This is a genomic window from Ruegeria sp. AM7 (genome assembly GCF_056535965.1).
This window is the reverse complement of the sequence record NZ_JBQFJE010000003.1, coordinates 1581155-1605302: the sequence shown is the minus strand read 5'-3', so window position 1 is coordinate 1605302 and position 24148 is coordinate 1581155. Positions and strand designations below refer to the sequence as shown.

At 56.5% G+C, this 24148-nt stretch carries 26 protein-coding genes; 11 read left to right on the top strand and 15 right to left on the bottom strand.

All coding sequences use genetic code 11. The features are described from left to right. From ACR3EG_RS12000 to ACR3EG_RS11990, 3 genes are all read left to right on the top strand, one after another. On the top strand, positions 1–843 hold the full coding sequence (locus ACR3EG_RS12000) for a glycosyltransferase family 25 protein (RefSeq protein WP_480496001.1): 843 nt from the start codon (positions 1–3) through the stop codon (positions 841–843). Positions 844–964: 121 nt separating this feature from the next. Next, complete coding sequence (locus ACR3EG_RS11995; RefSeq protein WP_170750924.1) at positions 965–1333, top strand: group I truncated hemoglobin; 369 nt, start codon at positions 965–967, stop codon at positions 1331–1333. Beyond that, positions 1330–2388 (top strand): adenylate/guanylate cyclase domain-containing protein, encoded by a 1059-nt coding sequence (locus tag ACR3EG_RS11990; RefSeq protein WP_480495999.1) that lies wholly within the window; start codon positions 1330–1332, stop codon positions 2386–2388. The genes ACR3EG_RS11995 and ACR3EG_RS11990 overlap by 4 nt, the downstream gene beginning before the upstream one ends. Before the next feature lie 6 nt (positions 2389–2394). Here ACR3EG_RS11990 and ACR3EG_RS11985 read toward each other — a convergent pair whose 3' ends face one another. From ACR3EG_RS11985 to guaA, 9 genes are all read right to left on the bottom strand, one after another. After that, entirely contained in the window at positions 2395–3009 is a 615-nt protein-coding gene (locus ACR3EG_RS11985) for a TetR/AcrR family transcriptional regulator (RefSeq protein ID WP_170750925.1), read from the bottom strand. An 89-nt stretch (positions 3010–3098) separates the two neighbouring features. Next, complete coding sequence (ppk2, locus tag ACR3EG_RS11980) at positions 3099–3968, bottom strand: polyphosphate kinase 2 (protein WP_480495997.1); 870 nt, start codon at positions 3966–3968, stop codon at positions 3099–3101. 49 nt (positions 3969–4017) lie between these two features. After that, positions 4018–4971 (bottom strand): alpha/beta fold hydrolase, encoded by a 954-nt coding sequence (locus tag ACR3EG_RS11975; RefSeq protein WP_480495995.1) that lies wholly within the window; start codon positions 4969–4971, stop codon positions 4018–4020. Beyond that, positions 4961–5878, bottom strand: coding sequence for a homoserine O-acetyltransferase MetA (gene metA, locus ACR3EG_RS11970; protein WP_480495993.1), 918 nt, complete (start codon positions 5876–5878; stop codon positions 4961–4963). The genes ACR3EG_RS11975 and metA overlap by 11 nt, the downstream gene beginning before the upstream one ends. Before the next feature lie 38 nt (positions 5879–5916). Continuing rightward, positions 5917–6789 (bottom strand): ATPase, encoded by an 873-nt coding sequence (locus tag ACR3EG_RS11965; RefSeq protein WP_480495991.1) that lies wholly within the window; start codon positions 6787–6789, stop codon positions 5917–5919. 49 nt (positions 6790–6838) lie between these two features. Continuing rightward, positions 6839–7735, bottom strand: a complete 897-nt coding sequence (locus ACR3EG_RS11960; RefSeq protein ID WP_480495989.1) for a DMT family transporter — start codon at positions 7733–7735, stop codon at positions 6839–6841. A gap of 99 nt (positions 7736–7834) precedes the next feature. Then, positions 7835–8959, bottom strand: coding sequence for an OmpP1/FadL family transporter (locus ACR3EG_RS11955; RefSeq protein WP_480495987.1), 1125 nt, complete (start codon positions 8957–8959; stop codon positions 7835–7837). Positions 8960–9087: 128 nt separating this feature from the next. Beyond that, positions 9088–9993, bottom strand: a complete 906-nt coding sequence (locus ACR3EG_RS11950; protein ID WP_480495985.1) for a DMT family transporter — start codon at positions 9991–9993, stop codon at positions 9088–9090. A gap of 98 nt (positions 9994–10091) precedes the next feature. Next, the gene (gene guaA / locus ACR3EG_RS11945; RefSeq protein ID WP_480495983.1) at positions 10092–11651 is read right to left on the bottom strand and encodes a glutamine-hydrolyzing GMP synthase; all 1560 of its coding nucleotides are present in this window, start codon (positions 11649–11651) and stop codon (positions 10092–10094) included. A gap of 81 nt (positions 11652–11732) precedes the next feature. Here guaA and ACR3EG_RS11940 point away from each other — a divergent pair, with 81 nt between their 5' ends. Further along, a complete protein-coding gene (locus tag ACR3EG_RS11940; protein WP_480495981.1) occupies positions 11733–12179 on the top strand; it encodes a GNAT family N-acetyltransferase in 447 nt (148 codons plus the stop codon). Here ACR3EG_RS11940 and ACR3EG_RS11935 read toward each other — a convergent pair. Then, positions 12176–12877, bottom strand: coding sequence for a DUF2270 domain-containing protein (locus tag ACR3EG_RS11935; RefSeq protein WP_209196426.1), 702 nt, complete (start codon positions 12875–12877; stop codon positions 12176–12178). The genes ACR3EG_RS11940 and ACR3EG_RS11935 overlap by 4 nt on opposite strands. Before the next feature lie 155 nt (positions 12878–13032). On the opposite strand from ACR3EG_RS11935, the gene ACR3EG_RS11930 reads away from it, so the two are divergent. Beyond that, a complete protein-coding gene (locus tag ACR3EG_RS11930) occupies positions 13033–14577 on the top strand; it encodes a trimethylamine methyltransferase family protein (protein ID WP_480495979.1) in 1545 nt (514 codons plus the stop codon). On the opposite strand, the gene ACR3EG_RS11925 is transcribed toward ACR3EG_RS11930, so the two are convergent. Beyond that, positions 14578–14877, bottom strand: coding sequence for a DUF6477 family protein (locus ACR3EG_RS11925; RefSeq protein WP_353392933.1), 300 nt, complete (start codon positions 14875–14877; stop codon positions 14578–14580). A gap of 242 nt (positions 14878–15119) precedes the next feature. On the opposite strand from ACR3EG_RS11925, the gene ACR3EG_RS11920 reads away from it, so the two are divergent. Next, complete coding sequence (locus ACR3EG_RS11920) at positions 15120–16226, top strand: DUF6456 domain-containing protein (RefSeq protein ID WP_480495977.1); 1107 nt, start codon at positions 15120–15122, stop codon at positions 16224–16226. A 49-nt stretch (positions 16227–16275) separates the two neighbouring features. After that, on the top strand, positions 16276–17199 hold the full coding sequence (locus ACR3EG_RS11915; protein WP_480495975.1) for a LysR substrate-binding domain-containing protein: 924 nt from the start codon (positions 16276–16278) through the stop codon (positions 17197–17199). A 48-nt stretch (positions 17200–17247) separates the two neighbouring features. Here the strand turns inward: ACR3EG_RS11915 and ACR3EG_RS11910 are convergent, their stop codons facing one another. Next, positions 17248–17796: a redoxin family protein gene (locus ACR3EG_RS11910; protein WP_480495973.1), complete on the bottom strand. Its 549-nt coding sequence runs from the start codon at positions 17794–17796 to the stop codon at positions 17248–17250. Between the two features lie 264 nt (positions 17797–18060). Here ACR3EG_RS11910 and lipA point away from each other — a divergent pair, with 264 nt between their 5' ends. Both lipA and ACR3EG_RS11900 read left to right on the top strand, forming a co-directional pair. Beyond that, positions 18061–19011 (top strand): lipoyl synthase, encoded by a 951-nt coding sequence (gene lipA, locus ACR3EG_RS11905; RefSeq protein ID WP_170353094.1) that lies wholly within the window; start codon positions 18061–18063, stop codon positions 19009–19011. Next, positions 19008–20150 carry an amidohydrolase gene (locus tag ACR3EG_RS11900; protein ID WP_480495971.1) on the top strand — a complete coding sequence of 381 codons (1143 nt, stop codon included), beginning with the start codon at positions 19008–19010 and terminating at the stop codon, positions 20148–20150. The genes lipA and ACR3EG_RS11900 overlap by 4 nt, the downstream gene beginning before the upstream one ends. 4 nt (positions 20151–20154) lie before the next feature. Here ACR3EG_RS11900 and ACR3EG_RS11895 read toward each other — a convergent pair whose 3' ends face one another. Further along, complete coding sequence (locus ACR3EG_RS11895; RefSeq protein WP_480495969.1) at positions 20155–20625, bottom strand: hypothetical protein; 471 nt, start codon at positions 20623–20625, stop codon at positions 20155–20157. Positions 20626–20647: 22 nt separating this feature from the next. Beyond that, positions 20648–21190 (bottom strand): hypoxanthine phosphoribosyltransferase, encoded by a 543-nt coding sequence (gene hpt, locus ACR3EG_RS11890; RefSeq protein WP_480495967.1) that lies wholly within the window; start codon positions 21188–21190, stop codon positions 20648–20650. A 73-nt stretch (positions 21191–21263) separates the two neighbouring features. Between hpt and ACR3EG_RS11885 the strand changes: the two genes are divergently transcribed. Then, positions 21264–21710, top strand: coding sequence for a type II toxin-antitoxin system RatA family toxin (locus ACR3EG_RS11885; protein ID WP_170750955.1), 447 nt, complete (start codon positions 21264–21266; stop codon positions 21708–21710). Positions 21711–21748: 38 nt separating this feature from the next. Further along, a complete protein-coding gene (locus ACR3EG_RS11880) occupies positions 21749–23044 on the top strand; it encodes an MmgE/PrpD family protein (protein WP_480495965.1) in 1296 nt (431 codons plus the stop codon). On the opposite strand, the gene pyrC is transcribed toward ACR3EG_RS11880, so the two are convergent. After that, entirely contained in the window at positions 23041–24078 is a 1038-nt protein-coding gene (gene pyrC / locus ACR3EG_RS11875) for a dihydroorotase (protein WP_480495963.1), read from the bottom strand. The genes ACR3EG_RS11880 and pyrC overlap by 4 nt on opposite strands. Between the last annotated feature and the right edge of the window lie 70 nt (positions 24079–24148).

Below are 24148 nucleotides of genomic sequence, written 5' to 3'. Positions count from 1 at the left end.
GTGGGACAGCACGAACTGCCACCCAAGACAGGTGTGTTCTACATCAATCTGGATCGTGTCCCCGCCCGTCGGGAGTTTATGGAACGGCAGTTCGCGCACGCTGGCCTGTCCGCTGCCGTCCGTTTCAGTGCCGTTGACGGGCAGCGAACTGGCGCGTTGGACCAGAACCGCTATGTTCCTGGCACTGGCAGCCGTTGGGGGCTGAAGCAGAGCGAGATCGCCTGTTTCGAAAGCCATCGTGCCGTTTGGCAAGCCGCCGTCGATCAGGACTTGAGGGCTGTGGCTGTTTTTGAGGATGACGTGGAAATGTCCAGCAGTGCAGGGCGCGTTGTCACCAATATTCTGAATGAAAGTTCCAAGTTTGATTTTGTGAAGCTTGATTATTCACCCCGAGAGTTGCGATTTGGGGCCCTTCAGACCGTTGGCGCAGTTGACGTGCGACCGATGTTGGAGATGGCACCAAGTGCGGCTGCGTATGTCTTGTCGAATGCCGCCTGCCGCAAGCTATTGGCCTGGTCCACCGCCTATTCCGACCATCTGGATGACTTCGTCTCGATCCCGCGTGCGGATTGGCGCATGTTTCAGTGCTTTCCGGCCGTCGGTGTGCAGGTTATCTGGTCTCAGCATCAGGAACAGACGCAAGAGGATGTTAAGGTCAGCGAACGCTCTAGGGATCGTAAAACCAACAGCGGCCTGGACAAAGGGCCCGCTTGGTTCCGCTTGCGACGAGAGCTTTTGGCCGCACAGCGGAAACTGTATTGGCGGATGGGTGGCCAAAGGTGGCTGATCCGGCAGGGCGGCTTTGTTGGCTTTATTCCTTGTGCGGGCGATCTCAGCGTTTAGGCGCGTCGTTTTGTGGTGCCGCGCGCCCATTCGGTGCTTTCTGCACGTATTAGCGTTAACAAAACTGTCAGTTTGATATAACGTTGTGGTGTTGTTTACGGGTGGCGCACGGGTTCGCAGCATGAGTCAGACGATTTACGAACGCTACGGTGGGTTCAAAACGATCAGTCGGATCGTTATGACGTTCTATGAAATGGCCTTGGATTCCGATCAGATCGGAGGGCATTTTGAAGATATCGATATGCCGCGTCTGATCGATCACCAGACCAAATTTGTATCCTCTTTGGTTGGTGGACCCGCTTCGTTCAGCGATGAGCGTATCGAGGCCGTGCATCGGCACCTCAATATTTCACACGAGGATTTTGATGAGATGGCTGCGCTGTTTGCGCAGGCGCTTGAAATGCACGGGATGGATGACTCTCATGTTAAAATCGCGCTGGGAGCCATTGAATCGAAACGCAGAATAATCGTTACACGCAGCGCGGCATGAGCATTTTAGCGATAAACGAGCAACTGTTACGCGCCATCGGAGTCGGTGTTGCGGTTGTGCGCGCCTCGGACCTTGGCTTTGTCTTTTACAATGGTCCGTTTTCTGAATGGTTCGGCACACCGGCTGAGGGCCAAACCCTATTGGACATTTTCCCGACCCTTGATCAGCGTGAGTTGGAAGACGTCAAGCAATCGGGGTTGCGCTATTCCTTCGAAATGCAACTGAAGCCAAAGCGCAGGACTTTGGTTTTTGCGACGGCTATCTCATTGGCAAATGGTGCGGAAGAGCAGCTTTTGGTCATTGAGTGCCAAAACATCACCCGCATTCGTGAACTGGAAAGCATGATCGACAGCTACTCGACCATGGTGGAGCGCAATACGCGCGAATTGGAGCGGGAAAAAGAGCGGGTCGAGCGTCTGCTGCTGAATCTGATGCCGCGCGCTGTGTACGAGGAATTTAAGACGTTTGGCGTTGTCACGCCTCAGCTGTACGATCAAGTTTCAGTTGTAATGCTTGATTTCGTGGGCTTCACCGATTTTGCTGCCAAGACGGATCCGACGGTTACACTGAGTGAATTGAACGACATTTTCACAGCTTTTGACCGCATCGTCGAACAATTTGGCTGTGAGAGGATCAAGACCATCGGCGACGCGTATCTTGCTGTATCCGGGATGCCGGATGCTACACCGGACCATGCAACCGCAGTTGCACATTGTGCAGTCCGTTTCCTGCGCTACTTGGAACGTCGCAACGAAAGCCACCCGCACAAGTGGCAGGCAAGAATTGGTCTGGGAATGGGCCCCGCCGTGGGATCTGTGGTTGGGATTCAGAAATACGTCTACGATGTGTTCGGACCTGCGGTTAACATTGCGTCTCGGCTGCAAGTCTTTGCCAACCCAATGAATATTGTCGCTCCGGAAGAGATGAAATATGCGTTGATCGACGAGTTTCAGGTCTCCGACTTAGGACGCGTTGACATCAAGGGTATGGGCGAGATGGATCTGATCAATGTGACGTCGGGGTTGAGCATGCCACAGCCCCGGCATTTGTTTTAGTCATCGTCATTCGTCGGGTGGCACCAGTCCCAGTCCGCGCAAATAGATGCCTATCCCTGATTCCAACAAGTCCTCGGGTGGGAACGGAGAGCTTGCACCAGTATTGCGCGCAAATAGCTCTACCACCCCGTGGCTCATGGCCCAGATATGAGCGCTGAACATCGAGGCCGGAGGGCGCTTTTCTGGTGGGATATGTTGGGACAGGTCAGAGGCAGCCTTTTCAAGTACGCTTTTGGCGCGGTTCGCCGCCATTGACAGTTCCGGCGTGCGATTGAGTGAAATGCCACTTTCGAACATCGCGATATAGTGACCGGGATGCTTGCGGGCAAAAGCCAGATAGGCCCGACCGGTCGCCTCGAACGCGGCCAAAGCTGACGGCTGCCCCTTGTCGTAGGCATATTGCATCAGATCTGCGAACATCTCGAAACCCTGGCGAGCTGCCTCGGCAATCAGATCCTCGCGACCCTGATAGTGTCTATACACTGCAGCGGGTGTAACCCCGGCAGTCTTTGCGGCCTCGGATAAGGTGAAGCCGGTCGGGCCCTTCTTTTCAATCAGCGACAAAGCAGCCTCGATCAGCGCTTGTTTTAGATTGCCGTGGTGATACCCGCGTTTCGTCATCCCCTGATCAGCTGCCTTTGTTGTCGTTGTTTGTTGTTATTTCGACATAATCCGTGACCGGGCTTCGTCCAATAGCAACAGTGGAACACTCATGCATCCCAGATGTCCGGTCCGCCACAGATTTTCGGGTCATTTTCACCGATGGCATCTGCGTCTTTTTCATCATAGTCGACCGCGTGCAGAACCGTCCGGATTGCAGCCAAACGCGCGCGTTTCTTGTCGTCGGAACGAACGATCGTCCAGGGACAGTGGTCAGTATGGCTGCGGGTCAGTGTTTCGCTGATCGATTGCGTGTACTCGTCCCACTTACTAAGCCCAGCGACATCAATTGGACTAAGTTTCCATTGCTTGAGGGGGTCAGTTTCGCGCGCAAGAAACCGGTTCAACTGTTCGGCGCGACCGACATTTAACCAGAACTTAAACAACTGGATACCGTCATTGACCAGCCCGGTCTCAAGCGGCAGGACCTGTCGGAAAAATCTCTCGCGTTCATCTGGTTCGCAAAATCCGAAAACGTTTTCGACAACGCCGCGATTGTACCAGCTGCGGTCAAAAAACACGATTTCTCCCGCCGCAGGTAGATGTTGGATATAGCGCTGGAAATACCACTGGCTGCGTTCCTGATCCGAGGGTTTGCTGAGGGCAACATTGCGTGCCCCGCGCGGATTAAGATTTTCTCGGAACCGTTTGATTGTACCGCCTTTACCTGCAGCATCACGGCCTTCGAAAATAAGTGCGATGCGGCTGCCGGACTCTTTTACCCAAGATTGCATTTTGACCAGCTCGACCTGCAGAGCCTCCATCTGCTTGTCATAGTCCTTACGCTTCATGCGCTCGTTGTAAGGGTATGATGGATTGAGGATGTCGTCTTTGTCGGATTTCTCGATGGCCGAGCGGACATCCTTTGGCGCTTCTTTTCGAAAGTATTTTTCAATAGAGCCTTTTTCAGACCGGGCCATACCTCACCTCACAATAAAACCCATAACTTACTATGGATTAGCCGGCGAATTAACGCAAACCTGCCCTTTGGGCTGCGCGATCAATAGCTGCGGCGACTTCGGGGGCTGCGACGACCTGCGGCATGTGGCCGATGCCCTCAAGCTCCATCAGCTCTGCGCCGGGAATCTGTTCGATCAAGCGGTGCGAATGCCAACCAAGACCCACGGTGTCATCCGCAGTGCCGTGTACGATCTCGGTCGGTACGTCGATGTTCTTATAGCTGGGTTGCAGGGCGCGCACTTCTTCCAGAAGGTTGGCACGTTGCTTGGCGTTGGCGTGCATCGAAGCACGACGGATCGTTAAGCCAGTGCCAAAATGGTCTGCATATCCTTCAGGGGCCGTTTGTGGCGAGAAGACGCGATCCAAAGCTTGTTCGACATACCATTCCGGAACAAATGCACTGATTAACGGCAGCGCCAGTACGTTTCCTGTTGGTGTTGAGGCCATCTTGTTGAACCCATCAAGAGGTGTCTCCCACGGGATGGCAGCAGGCGCGATCAAGACCAGCGCTGAAAGGTTATCAGGACGCGTCACCGCCCATGCCAGAGACACAGCCCCCCCATAGCTTTGCCCCGCTACTATAGGTTTCTTGGCGCCAAGTTTTTCAGCCGCTTTTTGCAAGATTTCCGCTTGTTCTACAATGGTTTCCCCGTTGGTATTAAAGCTATCGCTATATCCCAGGCCGGGACGGTCGAACACGATAACCCGGTAGTTTTCGGCAAGGACCGGCGCCAGCGCAAAGGTCATGTCCCGTGTGTTGCCACTGGATCCATGGATCAAAACAACATCGGGGCCATTACCCATTATGACAGCGTGAATGCCGACGCCATCAACGTCGATGATCTGGCCCTCTGGTGGGAAAGCAGTTTCCGCGCGCGTCTTATTCTGCGACGCGCGCCAAGTGGTGACGACGGCAAGCACAATGACGAGCAAAAGAACTGTTATAAGCGCTTTAACGGCCAATGTTTTCCATCTCGAACGGGGTGGACTGATAAATCTCGTTGATCCAGTTACCGTAGAGCAAATGCGCATGGCTGCGCCATCGGTTCTGCGGCGGACGGCTTGGATCGTCGTCGGGGTAGTAGTTCATCGGCACGTTGATTGGGGTACCGTTCGCCACGTCGCGGTCATACTCCTGTTTCAGCGTATCACTGTCATATTCGAAGTGATTGAAGATATAGATCGCGCGATGGGCCTGATCCTCGACCAGGCACGGTCCGACTTCGTCACTGCCCAGCAGCGTTTTTAGCCCCGAGGCGGTGTCGATCTCGGATTGCTTCATTTCTGTCCAACGGCTGACAGGGATAACGCAATCGTCCGAAAAACCCCGTAAGAAGGGCGATGCGGGTGCTAGATTACTGTGACGGAAACACCCAAACGCCTTGGCGTCCAGGATGTGCTTTTTGACGCCGTGGAAATGATTGATCATCGCCATTCCACCCCAACAAACGCCAAAAGTAGAATGGACATTGGTCTGAGTCCACTCAAAGACTTCGCTGATTTCGTCCCAGTAGGTAACATCATTGAACTCAAGATGTTCGATAGGTGCACCGGTGATGATCAGGCCATCAAATTTTTGATCTTTGACCTCCTGAAACGGGCGATAGAACTCAGCCATGTGTTCGGCCGCAGTATTTTTCGTGCGATGCTCGGTCATGCGGATCAACGACAGGTCGATCTGCAAGGGCGTCGCGCCAATCAAGCGGGCGAATTGGTTTTCGGTCTGAATCTTTTTCGGCATCAGGTTCAGCAACCCGATCCGCAAAGGGCGAATATCCTGACGCATTGCCTGATCCTCGGCCATGACCATGACACCCTCTTTCGAGAGGACGTCGAATGCGGGCAGGTCGGAGGGAATCTTGATTGGCATCAGTGCAAGCCTTTGGAGTTACAGTGTAGAGGCGGTAATTAAGCGTGGTTAGCGCGGGTCTCAAGGGTGCGTTCGATCAACTCATCGAAATCACCTGCGTCACGAACGCTGTGCATGTCATTTGCAGTGACCGTCACGCCCCAATTGTCGGCCATCGCCTGATAGCGCGGTTGCCGATGCGCTAACGCGCGCGCATAGGTCCATCGGACAAAAGCATCTGGATCGACCTCGGTCGCGCTGCAGCCTTGTTCTGCCAGATATTCCTCCCAAACTCGTGTCAGGAACTCTGGCTGGTAGGACATCGGTTTAGGGGCCTTGTCGAACCTGCGGACCAACTCGGCGGTGTGGTCCTCATCGCCTTTTAACCAGATCATCAATGTCTGGCGCGACAATTCCGACAAGACGGGATCGCGAGCGTCCTCAGGATCAACCCACTCGCAGATGGAACCGCCGGTGTCGCAAATGAAATGCGGATATTGGTAGAGGCGCTTGGCACGATCAATGAAGTATTCGGTGTCCAGAAGAGCGTGAATTTCAGCCAGGCGAAACTGCTCCTGTCGGCGGCAATACTCCGACAGCTCCAACCCGCCGAGCGCAGGATTGCCCGGCTTGCCCAGGTAAGCGGCAACAGGGGTCAGGTTTTCGAACGAGATATTCGAGCCGATGTAAATCGAATCCGACAACAGAAGATCGCGCAGAAAAGGGACCTTCATGGCTTGGGCTTTGGCGTTATCGATAATGTACTCGCCCATGTAGCGTGTGCCGATGCGATAGTCGATCGAGTAGTGGAACCAGTCTCCAGAATCCCTCAGGACATTCGAGACATAGGTTTTGCCAAGCCCTGACATGCCGAAGAAAAGCACTTTCTTCCGCTCTGCGTCCCGCCACTCTTTCGCCGAATTGTAGATCATCGACCGCTATCCCTTTTTTAGACCTTGCTAATTCGGGGCAGCTGCGGCGTCAATCGCGCGCAGCGGATCGGTTAAGTATTAGCAACCCAAGTCCGAGAACAGCAAAACCTAGATATGCTTGTGCCGGAAGGGCTTCGTCCCTCAGGACACTGCCCAGCAGAATGGCGATGGGCGGAATGACAAGTGTTACTAACATCAGGTTTCCTGCACCGGCCATAGCCAGAACGCGGTAATACAAAAGATACGCACCTGCGGTCGCGACCAGGGCGTAATATGAGATCGCGGCCCACGTTAACGCAGGCAGATTGAGCACGGGTATCCCGTCGGTCATCAAGGTTATGGGAAGGATCACCACCGTAGCTCCAGTTAACATCCCCGCTGCTGCAACGGTTGGGGGAAGGTGCGAAAGCGTAACTCTCGCCCATGCGCTGGCGAAAGCGTATGACAGGGCGCCGGCAATGATCGCCAGTTGGGCGACGTTTTGTATGTTAAAGCTCGCAAAGTTCCGCCAGCCGATGGCGATAGTGACACCCAGAAAACCTAACCCGACACCAAGGGCGCGGGCTTTAGTCAGCCTTTCGTCCCGGAACAGCATGGCGGCTACCAATACACCGAAAACCGCCGTGGCCGCGTTGAGGATCGAGGTCAGCCCGGTGTCGATATACAACTGACCCCATGCCATAAGGGTGAATGGGATAGCGTTATTCAGCAGCCCCATGACAAGAAACGCACCCCATGTACGCAGGTCGGTCGGGACGCTTTGTTGTTTTGCCCAGACTATTAGCCACAATGCCAGCATCGCCCAGAACACACGATGCAGAACAGAAGTCATTACAGGGATTGTGTCCAAAGCGATGCGGATCGCCAAAAAGGATGCACCCCAGATCAACCCCAGAAGTAAAAGCTCGGCCCATGCGTGGCCAGAGAGATGTTTTTGATCAGCCATATGTTTGTTTCTCATATCGCCAAGGCTGGAGGCGACCCGAAACATGCGAAAAGGCCCCACCGATTGGGCGGGGCCTTTGAATGGTTTGGATTAACTTGATTAGTCCAGCGCGTAGGTCAGCTGCAGACCGACGCTCCAGGCCGAGTTTCCGCTGAACTCGCCGCCAGTGGTTGTGGTCGCGTCGCCGATATCTGTGTAGCGAATACCGCCCGAGATCTGAGCTTTCTCAATCGAGTAGGTGCCACCGACGCCGACGCTCCAGAAACCGTTGGTCGGGCCCAGGTTGGACACCTCGGAGCCTGTGTCTTTTTCATAACCAAAGGACAACGCACCCGAGAATTCTTCGGAAAACTGGTAGCCGACACCCAGTGTGTAGGTGAAGGTATCATCTGCGAAGCTCACAAGGTCTGTGTTAGCAAGGCTAGCGAAAACCTCTGGGGTCACATTGGCTTGCGGCCAATCTACCCACCGAACAGATCCAAAAACCAGTGTTTTTGGCGCTACGCCGGTTTGGAAATCCAGATTAACTGATTGTGGCGTCTCGACCCTAGTCGTCGATTCGGTCGGGACAACTATCACACCCGTCGGGCCAAGGCCGTTCACGGACTCTGTTGTGCTGATATCGTGGGTTATTTTGGAGTTGTAAACCAGTGATACACGTGCGGCAATTTCTGGTCGTTCCCAAGCAACACCAACTAGGTATCCGAAGTCTGTTGTGTTGTCGAATTCAACTTCGTACCCAGCTACGAATGGGACCGCGACTTCTGCCTCAATTCGTTGTCCGCGAACGCCACCAATCGCACTAAAGCCGCTGCCAATTTTGTAGCGAAGAACGGCTGTAAGTGCGTCCACGTCTGCATCAGCACGCAAAACGTCTTGACGACCAGCAGCCCCAAAAGGAACGTTCTGAGAAAGCGGGAAGTTCGACGGATATTCGACGTCTGCACCAAAGGGCTGGTCATAAAGAAGCGCAAAATCCAATTTATCCGTCAGGGCCCGTTTGTAGCCCAGACCCGGAGAGAAAAAGCTTTCACCGACGTTTCCGGAATCCACACCGTTCTGCTCACCGCTGATATCTGGGTTTGCGTAACCCAGGCGCGCCTGGACCACCGAACCGTCTTCGAAAATCAGGTTGATGCCCTGACCGCTGCGATCAAGTCCTGCGGCATGCACGCCAGTCGCGCCAACGCACAAAGCGCACGCTTGTAGAAGCGCCTTTTTCATGAATTTCCTCCCTTATACTTTCCTGTATGCTGCGCAGTGCTGTGATGTGAGTGCGCGCAGTGTGGTGTTTACTTATGATGCTCAATATTCACTCGGGGTTCATTTTAGCGTCAACTGGTGACGGTGCGTTACTTGCGCTGAGTGTCGCGAGGAACTGTTGCTAAACTGTTACGATTTTCGGCGTAAACGTTCAGAAAGATACCTGCAAAGATCACAACGGCCCCTAAAAGCGTCCAGTGATCCAGTGGTTCTTGGTAGAGAATCACCCCGACAATCGCGATTGTCGGCAGTCTGGCGAAGTCGAAAGGCACCACAACCGTGGCCGGAGCAATCGCCAGAGCGTTCGTTATACAGAAATGTGCAAGCAACCCAGCCAGCCCGACGAGCAGCAGGAAAGGGGCGGTTGATAATGTCGGCAAGGTGATCTGGCCATCGAATGCAGAAGCGGCAAACCCAAGGCCGGCCTGAATGACAGTCAGCCAGAACATAATGCACCCGATGCTTGCGAATTGGGTCAGTTTTTTTGTCGAGATCGTCGTCAGGGCAAAGAAGATCGCGGACATGGCGGCAGCCACAACGCCCGCGCTGAGGGGAACGGCCCCCGGTCGCGCCACAATGAGGATACCGAGGAATCCGATCAGGGCCGACAGGACCCGAGTTGTGGTCAAACGCTCACCCAGCAAGAGCGGGGACAACAGGATCACCCAGATGGGCTGCGTGAATTCAAGTGCAAACACTTGCGCCAGCGGAACAACCGAAACGGCGTAAAACCACAGGTTTTGCCCGGTGAAATGCAACACGTTCCGAATGCTGTGCAGCCCCAGCCTGTGCGTCGAGACCTGATGCCAACTACCGGTTGCCGTAAGAACAAGGCCGACGACGAAGATGCCGACAATGCTGCGGTAGAACATGATTTCGAACGTGTCATGCGTCACGCTCAGCTCGCGTCCGGCTACCGCCATTGAGGAAAACGAAGCGATCGCACCGAGCATCCATAAAGCGGCCTTGCCGATTTGCGGTCTGGAAGTATCCATGCAAGGCCCTGTTAACTCTGATGTGTATTGTTCTGATACGTAACCGGAAATCTGTCGCGCAGAAACAAAAAAGCCGGGCGATGGCCCGGCTTTTTGCGTCATTCCCATTCGATTGTGCCCGGAGGCTTCGAGGTGATGTCATAAGTGCATCGGTTGATCCCCTTGACCTCGTTGATGATCCGCGTGGCCGTCTCGCCCAGGAATTCATGGGTGAAGGGATAATAATCTGCGGTCATTCCATCGACCGAGGTCACGGCCCGCAGGGCGCAGGCATAGTCATAAGTGCGCCCGTCACCCATTACACCCACGGTGCGCACGGGCAGGATCGCCACGAAGGCTTGCCAGATCTCATCATAGAGCCCGTGCTTGCGAATCTGGTCGATATAGACCGCGTCGGCCTCGCGCAGGATCTCCAGCTTTTCGCGGGTGATCTCACCGGGGCAGCGGATCGCCAGACCGGGGCCGGGGAAGGGGTGACGACCGATGAAACTCTGCGGCAGGCCCAGTTCGCGGCCCAAAGCGCGTACTTCGTCCTTGAACAGCTCGCGCAGGGGTTCGACCAGCTTCAGGCCCATTTTCTCGGGCAGGCCGCCGACATTGTGGTGCGACTTGATCGTGACCGAGGGGCCGCCGGAAAAAGACACGGATTCAATGACATCGGGGTACAAAGTGCCCTGCGCCAGGAACTCGGCCCCGTCGATAGTGTCAGCGTGTTTCTGGAACACGTCGATGAACAGCTTGCCGATGATCTTGCGCTTAGTCTCGGGGTCGGACTGGCCTTCCAGTTCGCCAAGGAACAGGTCTGCTTCATCGGCGTGGATTAGCTGGATGTTATAGTTGTCGCGGAACATGCCGACGACTTCCTCGGCCTCGTTCTTGCGCAGCAACCCATGGTCGACGAACACACAGGTCAACTGGTCGCCAATCGCCTCGTGGATCAGGATCGCGGCGACTGAGCTGTCGACGCCGCCGGACAGACCGCAAATGACCTTTTTGTCACCGACCTGCTCGCGGATTTTCTCGATCATCTGTCCGCGATAGGCGCCCATCGTCCAGTCGCCGCTGAACCCGGCCAGTTTGACGAAATTCTCATACAGTTTCGCACCTTTGGGGGTGTGGTGCACCTCGGGGTGGAACTGTACTGCATAGAAATGGCGTGCGCTGTCGGCGGTGATGGCAAAGGGCGCATTTGGAGACGTCCCGAACACCTCAAACCCCGGAGCGATTTCACTGACGTGATCGCCATGGCTCATCCAGACCTGCTCGTCACCCTCGGCGAACCAACCGTCCAGAATGTCCAGCTGACCCTTGGGTGTCACGAAAGCACGTCCGAACTCGGCAGTGCCGTGGCCGCTTTCGACCTTGCCACCCAGTTGGTGCATCATCACTTGCTGGCCGTAACAGATGCCAAGGATCGGCACGCCATAGTCGAAAATTTCTTGCGGGGCGCGGGGCGACCCCTCACGCGTAACGCTGTCCGGTCCGCCTGAGAAGATTACAGCCTTGGGTGCCATCTGGCGCACAAAGTCCATAGTAACATTCTGGTAGGGGTGGATTTCGCAGTAGACGTTAAGCTCGCGCAGGCGACGGGCGATAAGCTGCGTTACCTGGCTGCCGAAGTCGATGATCAATAGGCGGTCATGGGATGTCTGGCTCATGGTTGGCTATTAGGTTGCACGGCGGCTATGTGCAAGCGTTATGACGGGCTTTTCGGCCAAAGGGTGAGAGAGGACGGAGCAATGACAGCAATTCGGTTTACCAGCGCAATTCCGGCGGACGCGGGGGCGATCTCTGACTGCATCGCAGCCGCGTATTCCAAAGCGCGCGAATCCATCGGCGATCTGCCGGACGTCACTGCAGGCATCTCACAGGAGATTGCCGAAAATCAGGTCATTCTGGCTTGGGCTGAGACCGGTCTGGGCGGGGTAATCATCTACACTCAATCCGGGATGGCAATGAAAGTGATCAATCTGGCTGTCGCGCCCAGCAGTCAGGGAAAAGGCATCGCCGGGAAATTGCTGAACCGGGTTGAGGATGCTGCGCGCGAAGCCGGATGCACCCTGATGGTATTGCGCACGCACCGGCTGATGCGAGATACCCGAGCGATCTATGCGCATCTGGGTTGGATTGAATCAGAAGTCAGCGGAAATTCCGTGGCCATGCAAAAAACACTCGAAGCAGATTAGCCCATCGATTCCGATTTTTCACTGCCTCGATGAGAAGCACGGCTGACATCTGCCCGGTAACTCCAGATCGCGATGAGGGACCAGCAAAGTATGTAGAAAATGCCTGTGAGAATAAGAAACTCACCGGGAATGGGGCCGACATCCGCTCGATCGAGGGCCTGATGAAAACTTTCAACCGGTGTCGGATGGACCGAAATCTTGACGCAAAAGGCAAGGCTCTGGATCAGTAAAATCCACAGATAATTCCTTCGGATTCGCCGCCCGATCGCGATCATCAGGCTGACGTGGTAGCGTGGGTGCAAATAGTCCTGAGCCAAAACCTTTTGCCAGTTCTCTTCCATGTGAAGATCGCCGTCATACAGAAGTGGTGCGTAGAAATGGGTTTCCAGCCATCTGGCCCGGGCGCGCCAAACATTGAAATACCGGTAGCGCCGCGCTTCGAGCATCAGGAAAAGGATAATCAGTACGCCAACAAGTACCAGTGGAAGCGGCGAAGCCTCGGGCGATGAAAAAGAAATCGACAGTGCAACGCCCAACGTGACAACTGCCCAGTTGGTCGTGGTGTCCAGCCGTGTGCGCCAGATCGTGCTCCGGTAGACTTCGCCGCGGTATAGGTGCGCAACTGCACCAATCTCGGCCGCGTCCAGACTTTTTCGTTCCGCAGATGGGCCCGCGGCGTGAGGCGTTTCCGAATCCATGCTTACATCTTGAGCATTCGTGAAATTGGGTCAAAACAAAAGCGAATGGCTGATCATGTCGCTTTTACCCCTATTGCGACGTAATCCACGTCTGGTGACTCCGGCTGTTCCGGTAACACAATGTCCAACGTGAACATGTTTAACGGGATCATCTCATGACAGAGGCAAACACCCGACGCAGAGCCAGAAGCGGTGGCGGGGCCGCCCGCCGGGCCGAGCGTACCGCGGTTCGTATCGAAACGGCGAAGTATATCGAGCGCAATATTCCGAACTTTGAAGTTCTGAACGAGGAAGCGCTAGAAATTATCGAAAGCAACGCTGAAACCATTCTGGCCGAGGTTGGCGTCAACTTTGTCGACAACCCCGCTGCACTAGAGCGCTGGAAGAACGCCGGTGCCGACATTGATGGCGAGCGTGTGCGTATCCCCCGAGGGTTGGCGCGTGAACTGATCAAAACCGCGCCCAGCGAATTCACGCAGCACGCGCGAAACCCAGAAAAATCGGTGGTTGTCGGCGGCCGCAACCTGGTTCTTGCACCAGTTTATGGCCCTCCATTTGTGCGTGATGCGCAGGGTGGCCGTCGTTATGCGACCATGGATGATTTCAACAAGTTCGTGAAACTGGCCTACATGTCCAAGTGGTTGCACCACTCGGGTGGTACGGTCTGCGAACCCACGGACATCCCGGTCAACAAGCGTCACCTGGACATGCTGATGGCGCATATGACTTTGTCGGACAAGCCGTTCATGGGCTCGGTCACCGATCCCAGCCGCGCGCAGGACTCGGTCGAGATGTGCGAGATTCTGTTCGGCAAAGAGTTCGTGCAGGAAAACACCGTCATGACCTCGTTGACCAACATCAACTCGCCGATGACCTTCGACGATGTGATGATGGGTTCGCTGGAGGTTTACGCCGCGAACAATCAAGCCTGCATCATCTCGCCCTTCATCGTGGGCGGTGCGATGGCTCCGGTTTCGGTAGCGGGGACGCTGACGCAAGTTCTGGCCGAGGTGCTGGCCGGCGTCGCCTATAGCCAGATCATCCGTCCCGGCGCACCAGCGATCTTTGGCGCGTTTGTGTCGTCGATTGACATGAATTCGGGCGCACCAACCTTCGGGACGCCTGAGGCGTCTTTGGTTACCTATGGTGCGGGTCAGCTGGCACGTCGCCTTGGGTTGCCATACCGGTCAGCAGGGTCGTTCTGCGGCTCGAAACTGCCCGACGCGCAGGCCGCATATGAAACCGCGAACTCGCTGAACATGGGGCTGATGGCCGGTGTTAACTTTATGTTGCATTCCTGTGGCTGGCTGGAAGGTGGTCTGGTGGCGGACTTTGAAAAGTTCGTCATGGATGCTGATCAGTTGGGTGTTCTGCACGGCGTGGCCAAAGGCGTCGCCTTTGACGACAACGCACAGGCGATGGATGCGATACGCGAAGTGGGCCCTGGTGGTCACTACCTTGGCTGCGACCACACGCAGGCCAACTTCAAGGACGCGTTCTGGAAATCGGAACTGCTTGACTATAAGCCGTTCGAAACCTGGGAAGATGAAGGCGGTCGGGATACACGGCAACTGGCCACTTCGCGGGTCGAACATCTGCTGGCAAACTACCAGCAGCCGCAGCTCGACCCGTCGATCCATGCCGCTCTGAATGAGTATATCGAGAAGAAAAAGGCCTCTATGCCCGACGCCTTTGCCTGATCACTGATATTGCGCGGCGCGGCTGGCTTTGTACAGCTGCGCCTCGCCCAAAAGCGCGATTAACAGGTCCAGATGGCGGACCAGAGAATAGGCGGCGTCTTCGGCCAGCCTTTGCGCGTTTACATCTTTCTCCATTTCCATCAACTGCATGAGTGCCGCGCCAGATCCGGGCAGTGCACCATAGCCCAACAGGCGTTGAAGATGACGATCTCGATCGTAGTCTTGCGCTCCGTGTTTTGCGGCCCGCGCCAGCAAACGAGGGCGGCGAAGAGCAGCTATCATGGTCATCAGGTCCTGCATGTCGGGGTTCCTTGGTCCGAGTAAAAGTTGCCCTCTTTGTCACACAACCTAAACGGGCGTTGCCTCAACTGCATTCCCTCCGAACGATGGTTTCATGAGTGTTTATGATTTTGAAGCAAATCTGGTTTTCGTCCCTGTTGGTTAACGAACGAGTAACGAAAGCGGCTCTAGTTAGAATTGGTTAACACATTTATCGGGGGCGATTGGGAACGGAATTGTTTTGTCGACGAGGGCAAGTAACTATGGAAAATAACGTGGCTTTTACCATTCCGGCTTGGGTACCCGAAGGGGCGCAGAGGTATCTCGCGCATACCGAAACCGGCCAGTCGATCCGCGATATAGCGCGGTCAGCGGGGTGCCATGCGTCGACCATACTCAGACAAATTCGCCGGATTGAGATGCGGCGAGACGATCCGCTGGTGGATGCCGCGCTTCAGACGCTGGCGGAGGCTCATTTTTCGGACACAGCTCAACAGAATTGCGCCTTTCCGGCCGCTCAGGAAGACGATCTTGCTGCGGCCGAGGAAAAATTCAATCGAGAGGCGATGCGCGTTCTCAGGCGGCTTTGCGAAACTGGGTCAGTTCTAGCCGTGGCCGAAGAAATGGATAAGGCCGTTGTGGTGCGCGATGCGGGTGACAGCGGTACCACGCGGACGGCTGTAGTGGATTGCAAAACCGCTCAAGCCTTGGCTTTGAAGGACTGGATCACGTGCGATAACCCCGGACGAATTTCACGTTATCGGATTTCGACTTCGGGTCGTGCTGCGCTTAGCCAGCTTGTGGCCGAGGCGGAAAACAAGGCACGTAACCGAAATGATTTCGGGTTGGCTGAGGCACAAGCGCCGTTTCAGACGGCCTCATCCCTTGCGCAAATGGGCGCTGCAAAGACAGAACGTCCACGGCGCATACGGTACAGCGCCGCTGAAAGCCCTCTGATCGCCTTGGCGCGGCGTCGGGATCGGGACGGAAAACCTTTTCTGGACGAAGCACTTGTTCGGGCGGGTGAGAGGCTGCGTGAGGATTTTGAACTTGCTCAGATCGGTCCTCAGGTCGCGCAGAACTGGGATCATTTCCTAACGGCAGGAGGGCGCGGCAGTTTTGGCGCGGGTGTGAAAGACGGGCGGGGTTCGTCCGATGCGCGCGATCGGGTCGAGCGGGCTCTGTCCGACCTAGGGCCGGGACTCAGCGATGTTGCACTGCGCTGCTGTTGTTACCTGGAGGGTTTGGAACTGGCCGAAAAACGTATGGGGTGGTCTGCACGCTCGGGCAAAATTGTGCTGCGGATTGCACTTCAACGGTTGAAACGCCACTATGAGAGCCAAGCAGAAAAGAGCCGGATGATCGGCTAGCGCGATAATTTGCGGTTGCGGATAATGCGCGTTCAGATAATCAGGGGTTATGAATTTTACGCTCCGACAACTTCTATATTTCAGCGCAGTGGCCGAACAGCGAAATTTCGGCAGGGCGGCGCAGAAATGCAACGTGTCACAACCCGCCCTGTCAGTTCAGATCAAAACGCTTGAGGAAACGCTGGGCGGCCCGCTGTTTGAACGGCAAGCGCGGGACATCCTGTTAACCCCGTTGGGGCGGGATGTTCTGGACTATGCGCAGCAGGTTTTGGGGGCTGCTAATCGTCTCGACCAGTTTGCTCGGGATCATTCGGGCGGTCACCGGTCTTTGTCGATCGGGATCATTCCGACGATTGCACCCTATATTCTACCCGGTGTCTTAGCAGGATTGCGGACGATGGACGTTTCGTTGCGCGTGCAGATTCGCGAGGCGCGCACCGATCGACTGTTGGACATGCTACGGGCTGGTGACATTGATGCGGGGGTCATGGCTCTGCCCTCGGGCGGCTCTGAGTTGTTCGAGCAGCCTTTGTTCGAAGACAGGTTTTTACTGGCGGGCAGTGCTGGCCGGTTGCAAACCATGCAGCGCGACACCGAGGCTTTGCGACCGGTGGACCTTCAAACCACTCAGTTGATGCTTTTGGACGACGGGCATTGCCTGACGGATCAGGCACTGGAGGTCTGCGGTCAGGACCGCAGCAGCGGCTTGATTAATATGGGGGCTTCTTCGCTGGCGACATTGTCGCGTCTTGTTGCCGAGGGATTTGGTTTGACCTTGATGCCGGAACTGGCCGCGCAGGCTGAGATTGGTGCTGTGCGCGGTCTGAGCTTAAAGCGTTTCGGCGCACCACAACCCTTCCGTACCGTAGGTTTGGTGCGCCGGATTTCTACCCGGGGTGAAGACTGGTTTGACAGTCTGGCCGGGGTCATCCGAGCTGTCGGAACGGATATCGTGTCAGCCACGCGGACATGAAAAGACCCGCCAACAGGGCGGGTCTTGCAGAGGTACTCAAAGTCGCGATCAGGTCAGAGTTAGTTCTTTCTCTGCTACCAGATGCGTCATCAGGTTTTCCGGAGATGACACGCCATAGGGGTCTTCGGGGCAGTTATCCATCAGTCCGGGCTCTTCGAACCACGCTTCGACAACGCCGTCGGTGATGATGGCCGCATAGCGCCACGAACGCATTCCGAATCCCAGATTGTCTTTGTCGACCAGCATCCCCATCTTTCGTGTGAACTCACCCGATCCATCGGGAATGACCTTGACGTTCTTCAAGCCCTGATCTTGCGCCCATTTGTTCATGACAAAGCTGTCATTGACCGACATGCAGTAGATCTCATCAATGCCGTTTTCCTTGAAGTCGGCAAAGCCGTTTTCAAAACCGGGCAGTTGGTAGGTCGAGCAGGTGGGCGTGAATGCACCGGGTAACGAGAACAGGATCACGCGCTTGCCGGCGAAGTAATCTGCGGTGGTCTTGTCTTCCCAGCGATAGGGGTTGGGGCCTTCGACGGCCTCGTCACGCACGCGGGTGCGGAAGGTCACTTTCGGCAGCTCGGTCCCGGTCTTCATGTTCAAATTCCTGTGATTCCTGTGTGAATTGAGGCGGATTTAAAACAGTTCTAAATGTGCTTCAATGCGATTGTTTTCGCAGATGCGAATTTCCTGATATTTATTGGAAGACGCTGAAATACTGCGATAATCGATTGAATCAGTACAGCCAGTATTCTGCGGATGCATGGTGCGCGGTCATGGCAGCTATGCACGGGTGGGCTAGCTTGTTACACAGGAATGTACTAAATCCCACTCAAGTGACCCTAAGTCAGGAAAGCCGCCGTGCGTGATCTGAAGATCCCCGAACAACGTCATCCCGAAAAAGCGCATCGTCAGGACAATGCGCAGCCGAAAAAACCGAAATGGATTCGGGTGCGGGCACCGGGAGGCAAGGGCTACGCAGAAACGCACAAGATTATGCGTGAAAACAATTTGGTCACCGTCTGCGAAGAAGCTGGGTGCCCGAATGTCGGCGAATGCTGGAGCCAGGGCCACGCCACCATGATGATCATGGGCGAAATCTGTACCCGTGGCTGCACCTTCTGCAACATCGCCACTGGTCGCCCTGATGAACTGGACGCGTTCGAGCCGGGCCGCGTGGCCCATGCGGTTCAAAAGCTGGGGCTAAACCACGTGGTTATCACTTCGGTGGACCGTGATGATCTTGCCGATGGTGGGGCCGAGCATTTTGCGCAGACCATCCGCGCCGTGCGTCATCGCTCGCCCAAGACCACGATCGAGATTCTGACCCCCGATTTTCTGAAGTGTGATCCTGCGGTTCTGGAAACCGTGGTCGAGGCCAAGCCGGATGTTTTCAACCACAATCTGGAAACCGTTCCCGGCCTCTACCCGCAAGTCCGCCCCGGTGCGCGCTATTTCCACAGCCTACGCCTTTTGCAGCGGGTGAAAGAGATGGACCCCTCGATCTTCACCAAATCCGGCATCATGGTCGGTCTGGGTGAGGGCGAGCAAGAGGTTCGGCAGGTTATGGATGACATGCGCGCTGCCGATATCGATTTCCTGACCATTGGCCAATACCTACAGCCGACGCCAAAACATCACGGTGTTGACCGCTTTGTAACGCCAGAGGAGTTCGCGTCATACGAGAAGGCTGCTTTTGGTAAAGGTTTCCTGATGGTATCGGCGACTCCGCTAACGCGTTCGTCCTATCACGCAGGTGACGACTTTGCGCGCCTGCGTGACGCTCGTCAGGCAAAGCTCGAACAAGGGTGAGCCCCGAGGCGTTGGCCCGGCTGACCCGGCTGCGGCACGAATTGCATCAATATCCTGAATTGTCCGGGCAGGAGGCCAAAACGGCCGCCCGGATCGCTGATGAATTGCGCGCGCGCGATGCCGATCAGGTATTGACCGGGATCGGCGGGCATGGCGTGGGTGGAATATTCGACAGCGGCCATCCCGGGCCCACAGTGGCGATAAGGTGCGAGCTGGACGGGCTGCCGATTCAGGAAATATCGGATGCAGGCTATGCCTCGCGCGTGGCGGGTAAGGGACATCTGTGTGGCCATGATGGCCATATGGTCATGGTTTTGGGCGTAGCGGATCATCTGGCGAAAGCCCGCCCGCAAAAGGGCCGCGTGGTTCTGATCTTTCAACCCGCCGAGGAAACCGGGCAGGGGGCTGCAGCCTTTCGCGCTGATCCTCAGTTCGCGTCCATCGCGCCGGACCATGTATTTTCGTTGCACAATCTGCCCGGCCTTGCGCTGGGTGAGGTTTTGCTGTGTGCAGGCCCTGCCAACTGTGCGTCACGCGGGATGAGAGTGGTGCTTAAGGGTAAGACCTCGCACGCAGCGGAACCGCAGGATGGAGTCTCTCCGGCAAAAGCGCTTGCGTCTTTGATTCCGCAACTTGCTGGTTTGGGATCGGGCGGCGCACTGAATGCCGATTTCGCCCTGACCACTGTGACCCATGCCCGGCTGGGCGAACCCACGTTTGGCGTCGCTCCGGGCGCGGCCGAGCTGTGGGTGACGCTGCGCACCGTATCCGACGCTCGGATGCAGAACCTGATCGCCGAAGCCGAAGGGCTTGTCATTCAAACCGCAGAAACCCAGGGTCTTGCGGTTGAAATCACCTATGAGGATGTGTTCGAGGCCTGCACAAACAATGCGCAGGCTGTATCCACTGTAGCTGAGGCCTGCGCCGCGCTCGGCGTTCCTTGTACTTTTACGACGGAACCCCAGAAATTTTCCGAGGATTTCGGACAGTTTGGCAAAAGCGCCGCGGCGGCGATGTTTTGGCTGGGTGCCGGACAAGCGCACCCGCAATTGCACAACCCGGACTATGATTTTCCGGATGCGCTGATCCCTGTAGGGGTAGATGTATTCAGTGCGGTAATTCGATCTCTTGTAGGCTGAGCCCTCAGTTTACAAGATCACCGACAATTCCAACGGCATCAATAACTGTCTTTGTGTCATCGGATATCGACAGGATTTCGTCATCTACGCGGATATACCGCTGACCGGCGGGCAGGGGTTTCAACTTCCAACCATCCAGATCGTCAAGATAGTCAAAATCCAAGTCATTAGGGATTTTCTGACCTCGCGTATAACGCTTGATCTGTCCGGGCGGAACACCGACGCCTTTATTTGTTTTTACCGACTTTTCAATTTTCGACTTGTCGGGGCCTTTACCTTTGCCCTTGTTGTCCTTTGCTTCCGCAATTCCAACTGTTGCGGCTAGCGCAAAAGCCGCCAGAACCCCAATAGACAGTGTTTTCATATGTATAAAACCTCCCAAAGTACTCGAATGGTAGTCGCTTGCTGGGAGGAATGTCCAATAATATTCCAATAGATGAATTTTTAGGAAGCTTAACCACTGCTCCTTGCACAAGATGGATAGGTCAGAAGGCCGCTCAGTCTTCGACAAATCGAACCTTACCGATAAACGGCAGGTTGCGGTTGCGCTGCGCGTAGTCGATGCCGTAGCCCACGACAAACTCATCAGGGATTTCAAACCCGATCCAGTCTGAGCGGAAATCGACCTCGCGGCGGCTGGGTTTGTCGAGCAAGGCGATGGATTTCAGCCGCGCGGGTTTACGGCTGCGCAACAGTTTGGTCACGTGGTTCAGGGTGTGGCCAGTATCGACGATATCTTCGACGACCAACACATCGCGTCCTTCAATTGCGCCGCGCAAGTCCTTGAGAATACGCACTTCACGGCTGCTCTCCATCGAGTCGCCGTACGAGGACGCCTCAAGGAAATCGACCTCGATCGGCAGATCCAGCTCGCGCACAAGATCGGCGATGAATACAAAACTGCCGCGCAACAGACCCACAACAACCAGCTTGTCGGTGTTGCCGAATTCCTGCGTGATCTCGCGGCAAAGTTCTTCGATCCGGGCGGCGATGGCCTTGGCCGAGATCATCTCATCTATCACATATGCGCGTTCTGTCATCACTGCCCCCTTGATCTTTGGCGCGCAACATACGACATGACGCGCCATTGTCACCTGCAAATAGCGGACCGCCATGCCGACCCATTCCGAGACACGTCACCTGCCGTATACCGCTCAGCAGATGTATGACCTTGTCGCGGATGTGGCCAAATACCCGCAGTTTTTGCCGTGGTGCGCAGCGGCCCGGATCAGGCGCACTTACGCGGCGGGCGAGGCCCAGGTGCTAGAGGCCGATCTTGTGATTTCCTTCAAAGTGTTCCGCGAACGGTTCGGCAGTCGTGTGACGCTACACGCCGAGGATCGCCGGATCGACACCGAGTATCTGGACGGGCCGTTCAAATACATGAAATCCGACTGGCAGTTCGAAGACGCGGCTGATGGGGGCTGTAACATCTCGTTTCACGTGGATTTCGAGTTCAAGAACGCCATCCTGCAAGGCATCATCGGCGTCGTGTTCAACGAGGCCATGCAGCGGGTGGTCAAAGCCTTCGAGGCCCGCGCCGCAGATTTGTACGGCTGAGGCTTTACCCATCCCCGGCGCACGCTAGACTGCGCCGCATGAGTGATTTTACCAACACGTTGGCCGGGTTCGCGGCCGGTCCAGTTTCCACGTCGCTTGAGGCGCGTGTTGTTACGTCTTTGTCCGTTCTGGATTGGCTTGCGGTCGGGCGGGCAGGCGCGGATGAGCCCGTTTCGCAAACCGTGCGTGCCTTGGTTCTGGACGAGGGCGGCGCGGCACAGGCGCATCTGTTCGGAGGTGGGGCCGCGCCCTTGCGTGGGGCGGCGCTGGTCAACGGGACGGTGTCCCATGCGCTGGATTATGACGACACCCATTTCGCCCATATCGGCCATCCGTCCGTTGCTATTCTGCCTGCGGCCCTGGCGCTTGGGGAATGGGACGACCGCATTCTGGTGGATGTCCTCGAGGCCGCTTTGGTGGGGATGGAGGTCTCGATCCGCGTGGGTCTCTGGCTGGGCCGCGACCATTACCAGGCCGGGTTTCATCAGACCGCGACCGCCGGAGCCTTCGGGGCAGCTGTCGCGGCAGGCCGCATCCTGCGGTTTGATGCGCGGCAAATGCGCAAGGTTCTTGGCCTGACGGCGACCCGCGCGGCGGGGCTCAAGGCGCAATTTGGCACGATGGGCAAACCCTATAACGCCGGGCTTGCGGCCTCAGCCGGGGTCGAGGCGGCGTTGCTGATCGCTAAGGGGTTCGAGCCCAGTGCAGATGCTTTGGAAGGCCCATATGGTTTTGGGGCCACGCATCAGGGGCAGAGCGATGTGCAGACCGCTCTGGACGGATTGGGCGAGGATTGGCTGTTCACATCCGTCAGCCACAAGTTTCACGCTTGCTGCCACGGTCTGCACGCGGCACTTGAGGCCGCGCGCGCGTTGGATATTGCCGAACCCGAAGTGGCCGAGATCACGGTCAAGACCCATCCGCGCTGGATGAGCGTGTGCAACCAGATGTCTCCGACCACCGGGTTGGGGGCCAAGTTCTCATATCGGACGGTGATTGCGATGCAGGCGCTGGGATATGATACCGCCTTGCCCGCCAGCTATTCCGAGAAAACCTGCGCCGATCCGCGCCTGACATCGCTGCGCGACCGCGTCACGGTCGAGGAGGATGAAACGCTGTCCGAGACGCAAGCCCACCTGACCCTGTTGCGCCGTGACGGCGCGCGCAAAGAAGCCAGCCATGATCTGCTCTCCCCAATGCCTCTGTCCGAGCGCGAGGACCGGGTGCGCGGCAAAGCCGCCAAGCTGATCGGAGGTGACGAGGCGGACGCGATCTGGTCGATGCTGCGCACCGGAGGTCGCGCCCGCGATCTGGCGGCATTGCTAGTGGATTAGACCACGCGCCAATGCAGCGGGAATCCTGGGTCGAAGACCGTAACCGCGCCATCACCGGACTCGATCTTATCTGGATACAAAACCGGTTCGCCCTTGGTCATCGTGATCGTGTCCTCATTCACCGGCAGGCCATAGAAGCCCGGACCGTTGAGCGAGGTGAACCCTTCCAGCTTGTCCAGCGCCCCTTCACGGTCGAACATCTCGGCCACCAGTGACATCGTGTTCGTCGCGGTGAAGCACCCGGCGCAGCCACAGGCCATCTCCTTGTTCGCATCCGTATGCGGGGCGCTGTCGGTGCCCAGAAAGAACCGCGCATCGCCCGAGGTCGCAGCGGCCAGCAGCGCCAGCCGGTGTTCCTCGCGCTTGGCGACGGGCAGGCAGTAGTAATGCGGCTTGATCCCACCGACCAGAATATGATTGCGGTTGATGATCAGATGATGCGCTGTGATCGTCGCGCCCAGATCAGTGTCATTGGCTTTGACATAGTCCACGCCGTTCGCGGTTGTGATGTGCTCCATCACCACGCGTAAGCCGGGGGTCGACTTACGGATCGGGTCCAGAACACGGTCGATGAACACGGCCTCGCGGTCGAAAATGTCGATGTCAGAGTCCGTGACCTCGCCATGCACACACATAGGCAGGCCAATCTCGGCCATCTTTTCAAGCACCGGACGTATCTTGCCGAAATCCCGCACGCCCGAGGCCGAGTTGGTCGTGGCCCCCGCCGGATACAGCTTGCACGCCTTGATCAGCCCGCTGGCATGGGCGGCGGCGACGTCTTCGGCATCCGTGTCCTCGGTCAGATAGAGGGTCATCAGCGGCTCAAAGTTCATCCCGTCGGGCAGCGCGGCCAGAATGCGGTCGCGATAGGCGGCGGCCTGATCGCCGCGCACCACGGGCGGTACGAGGTTCGGCATGATAATCGCGCGGGCGAAATGACGCGCGGTTTCGGGCAAGACGGCTTCTAGCATTGCGCCATCGCGCAGATGCAGGTGCCAGTCGTCGGGGCGGCGGAACGTCAGGGTATCGGTCATGGCCCCCGGCTAGCACAGTGCGCGCAGCCGTGAAAGGCCCGGAATGCACGGCTGCCCCTTGTCAACATGC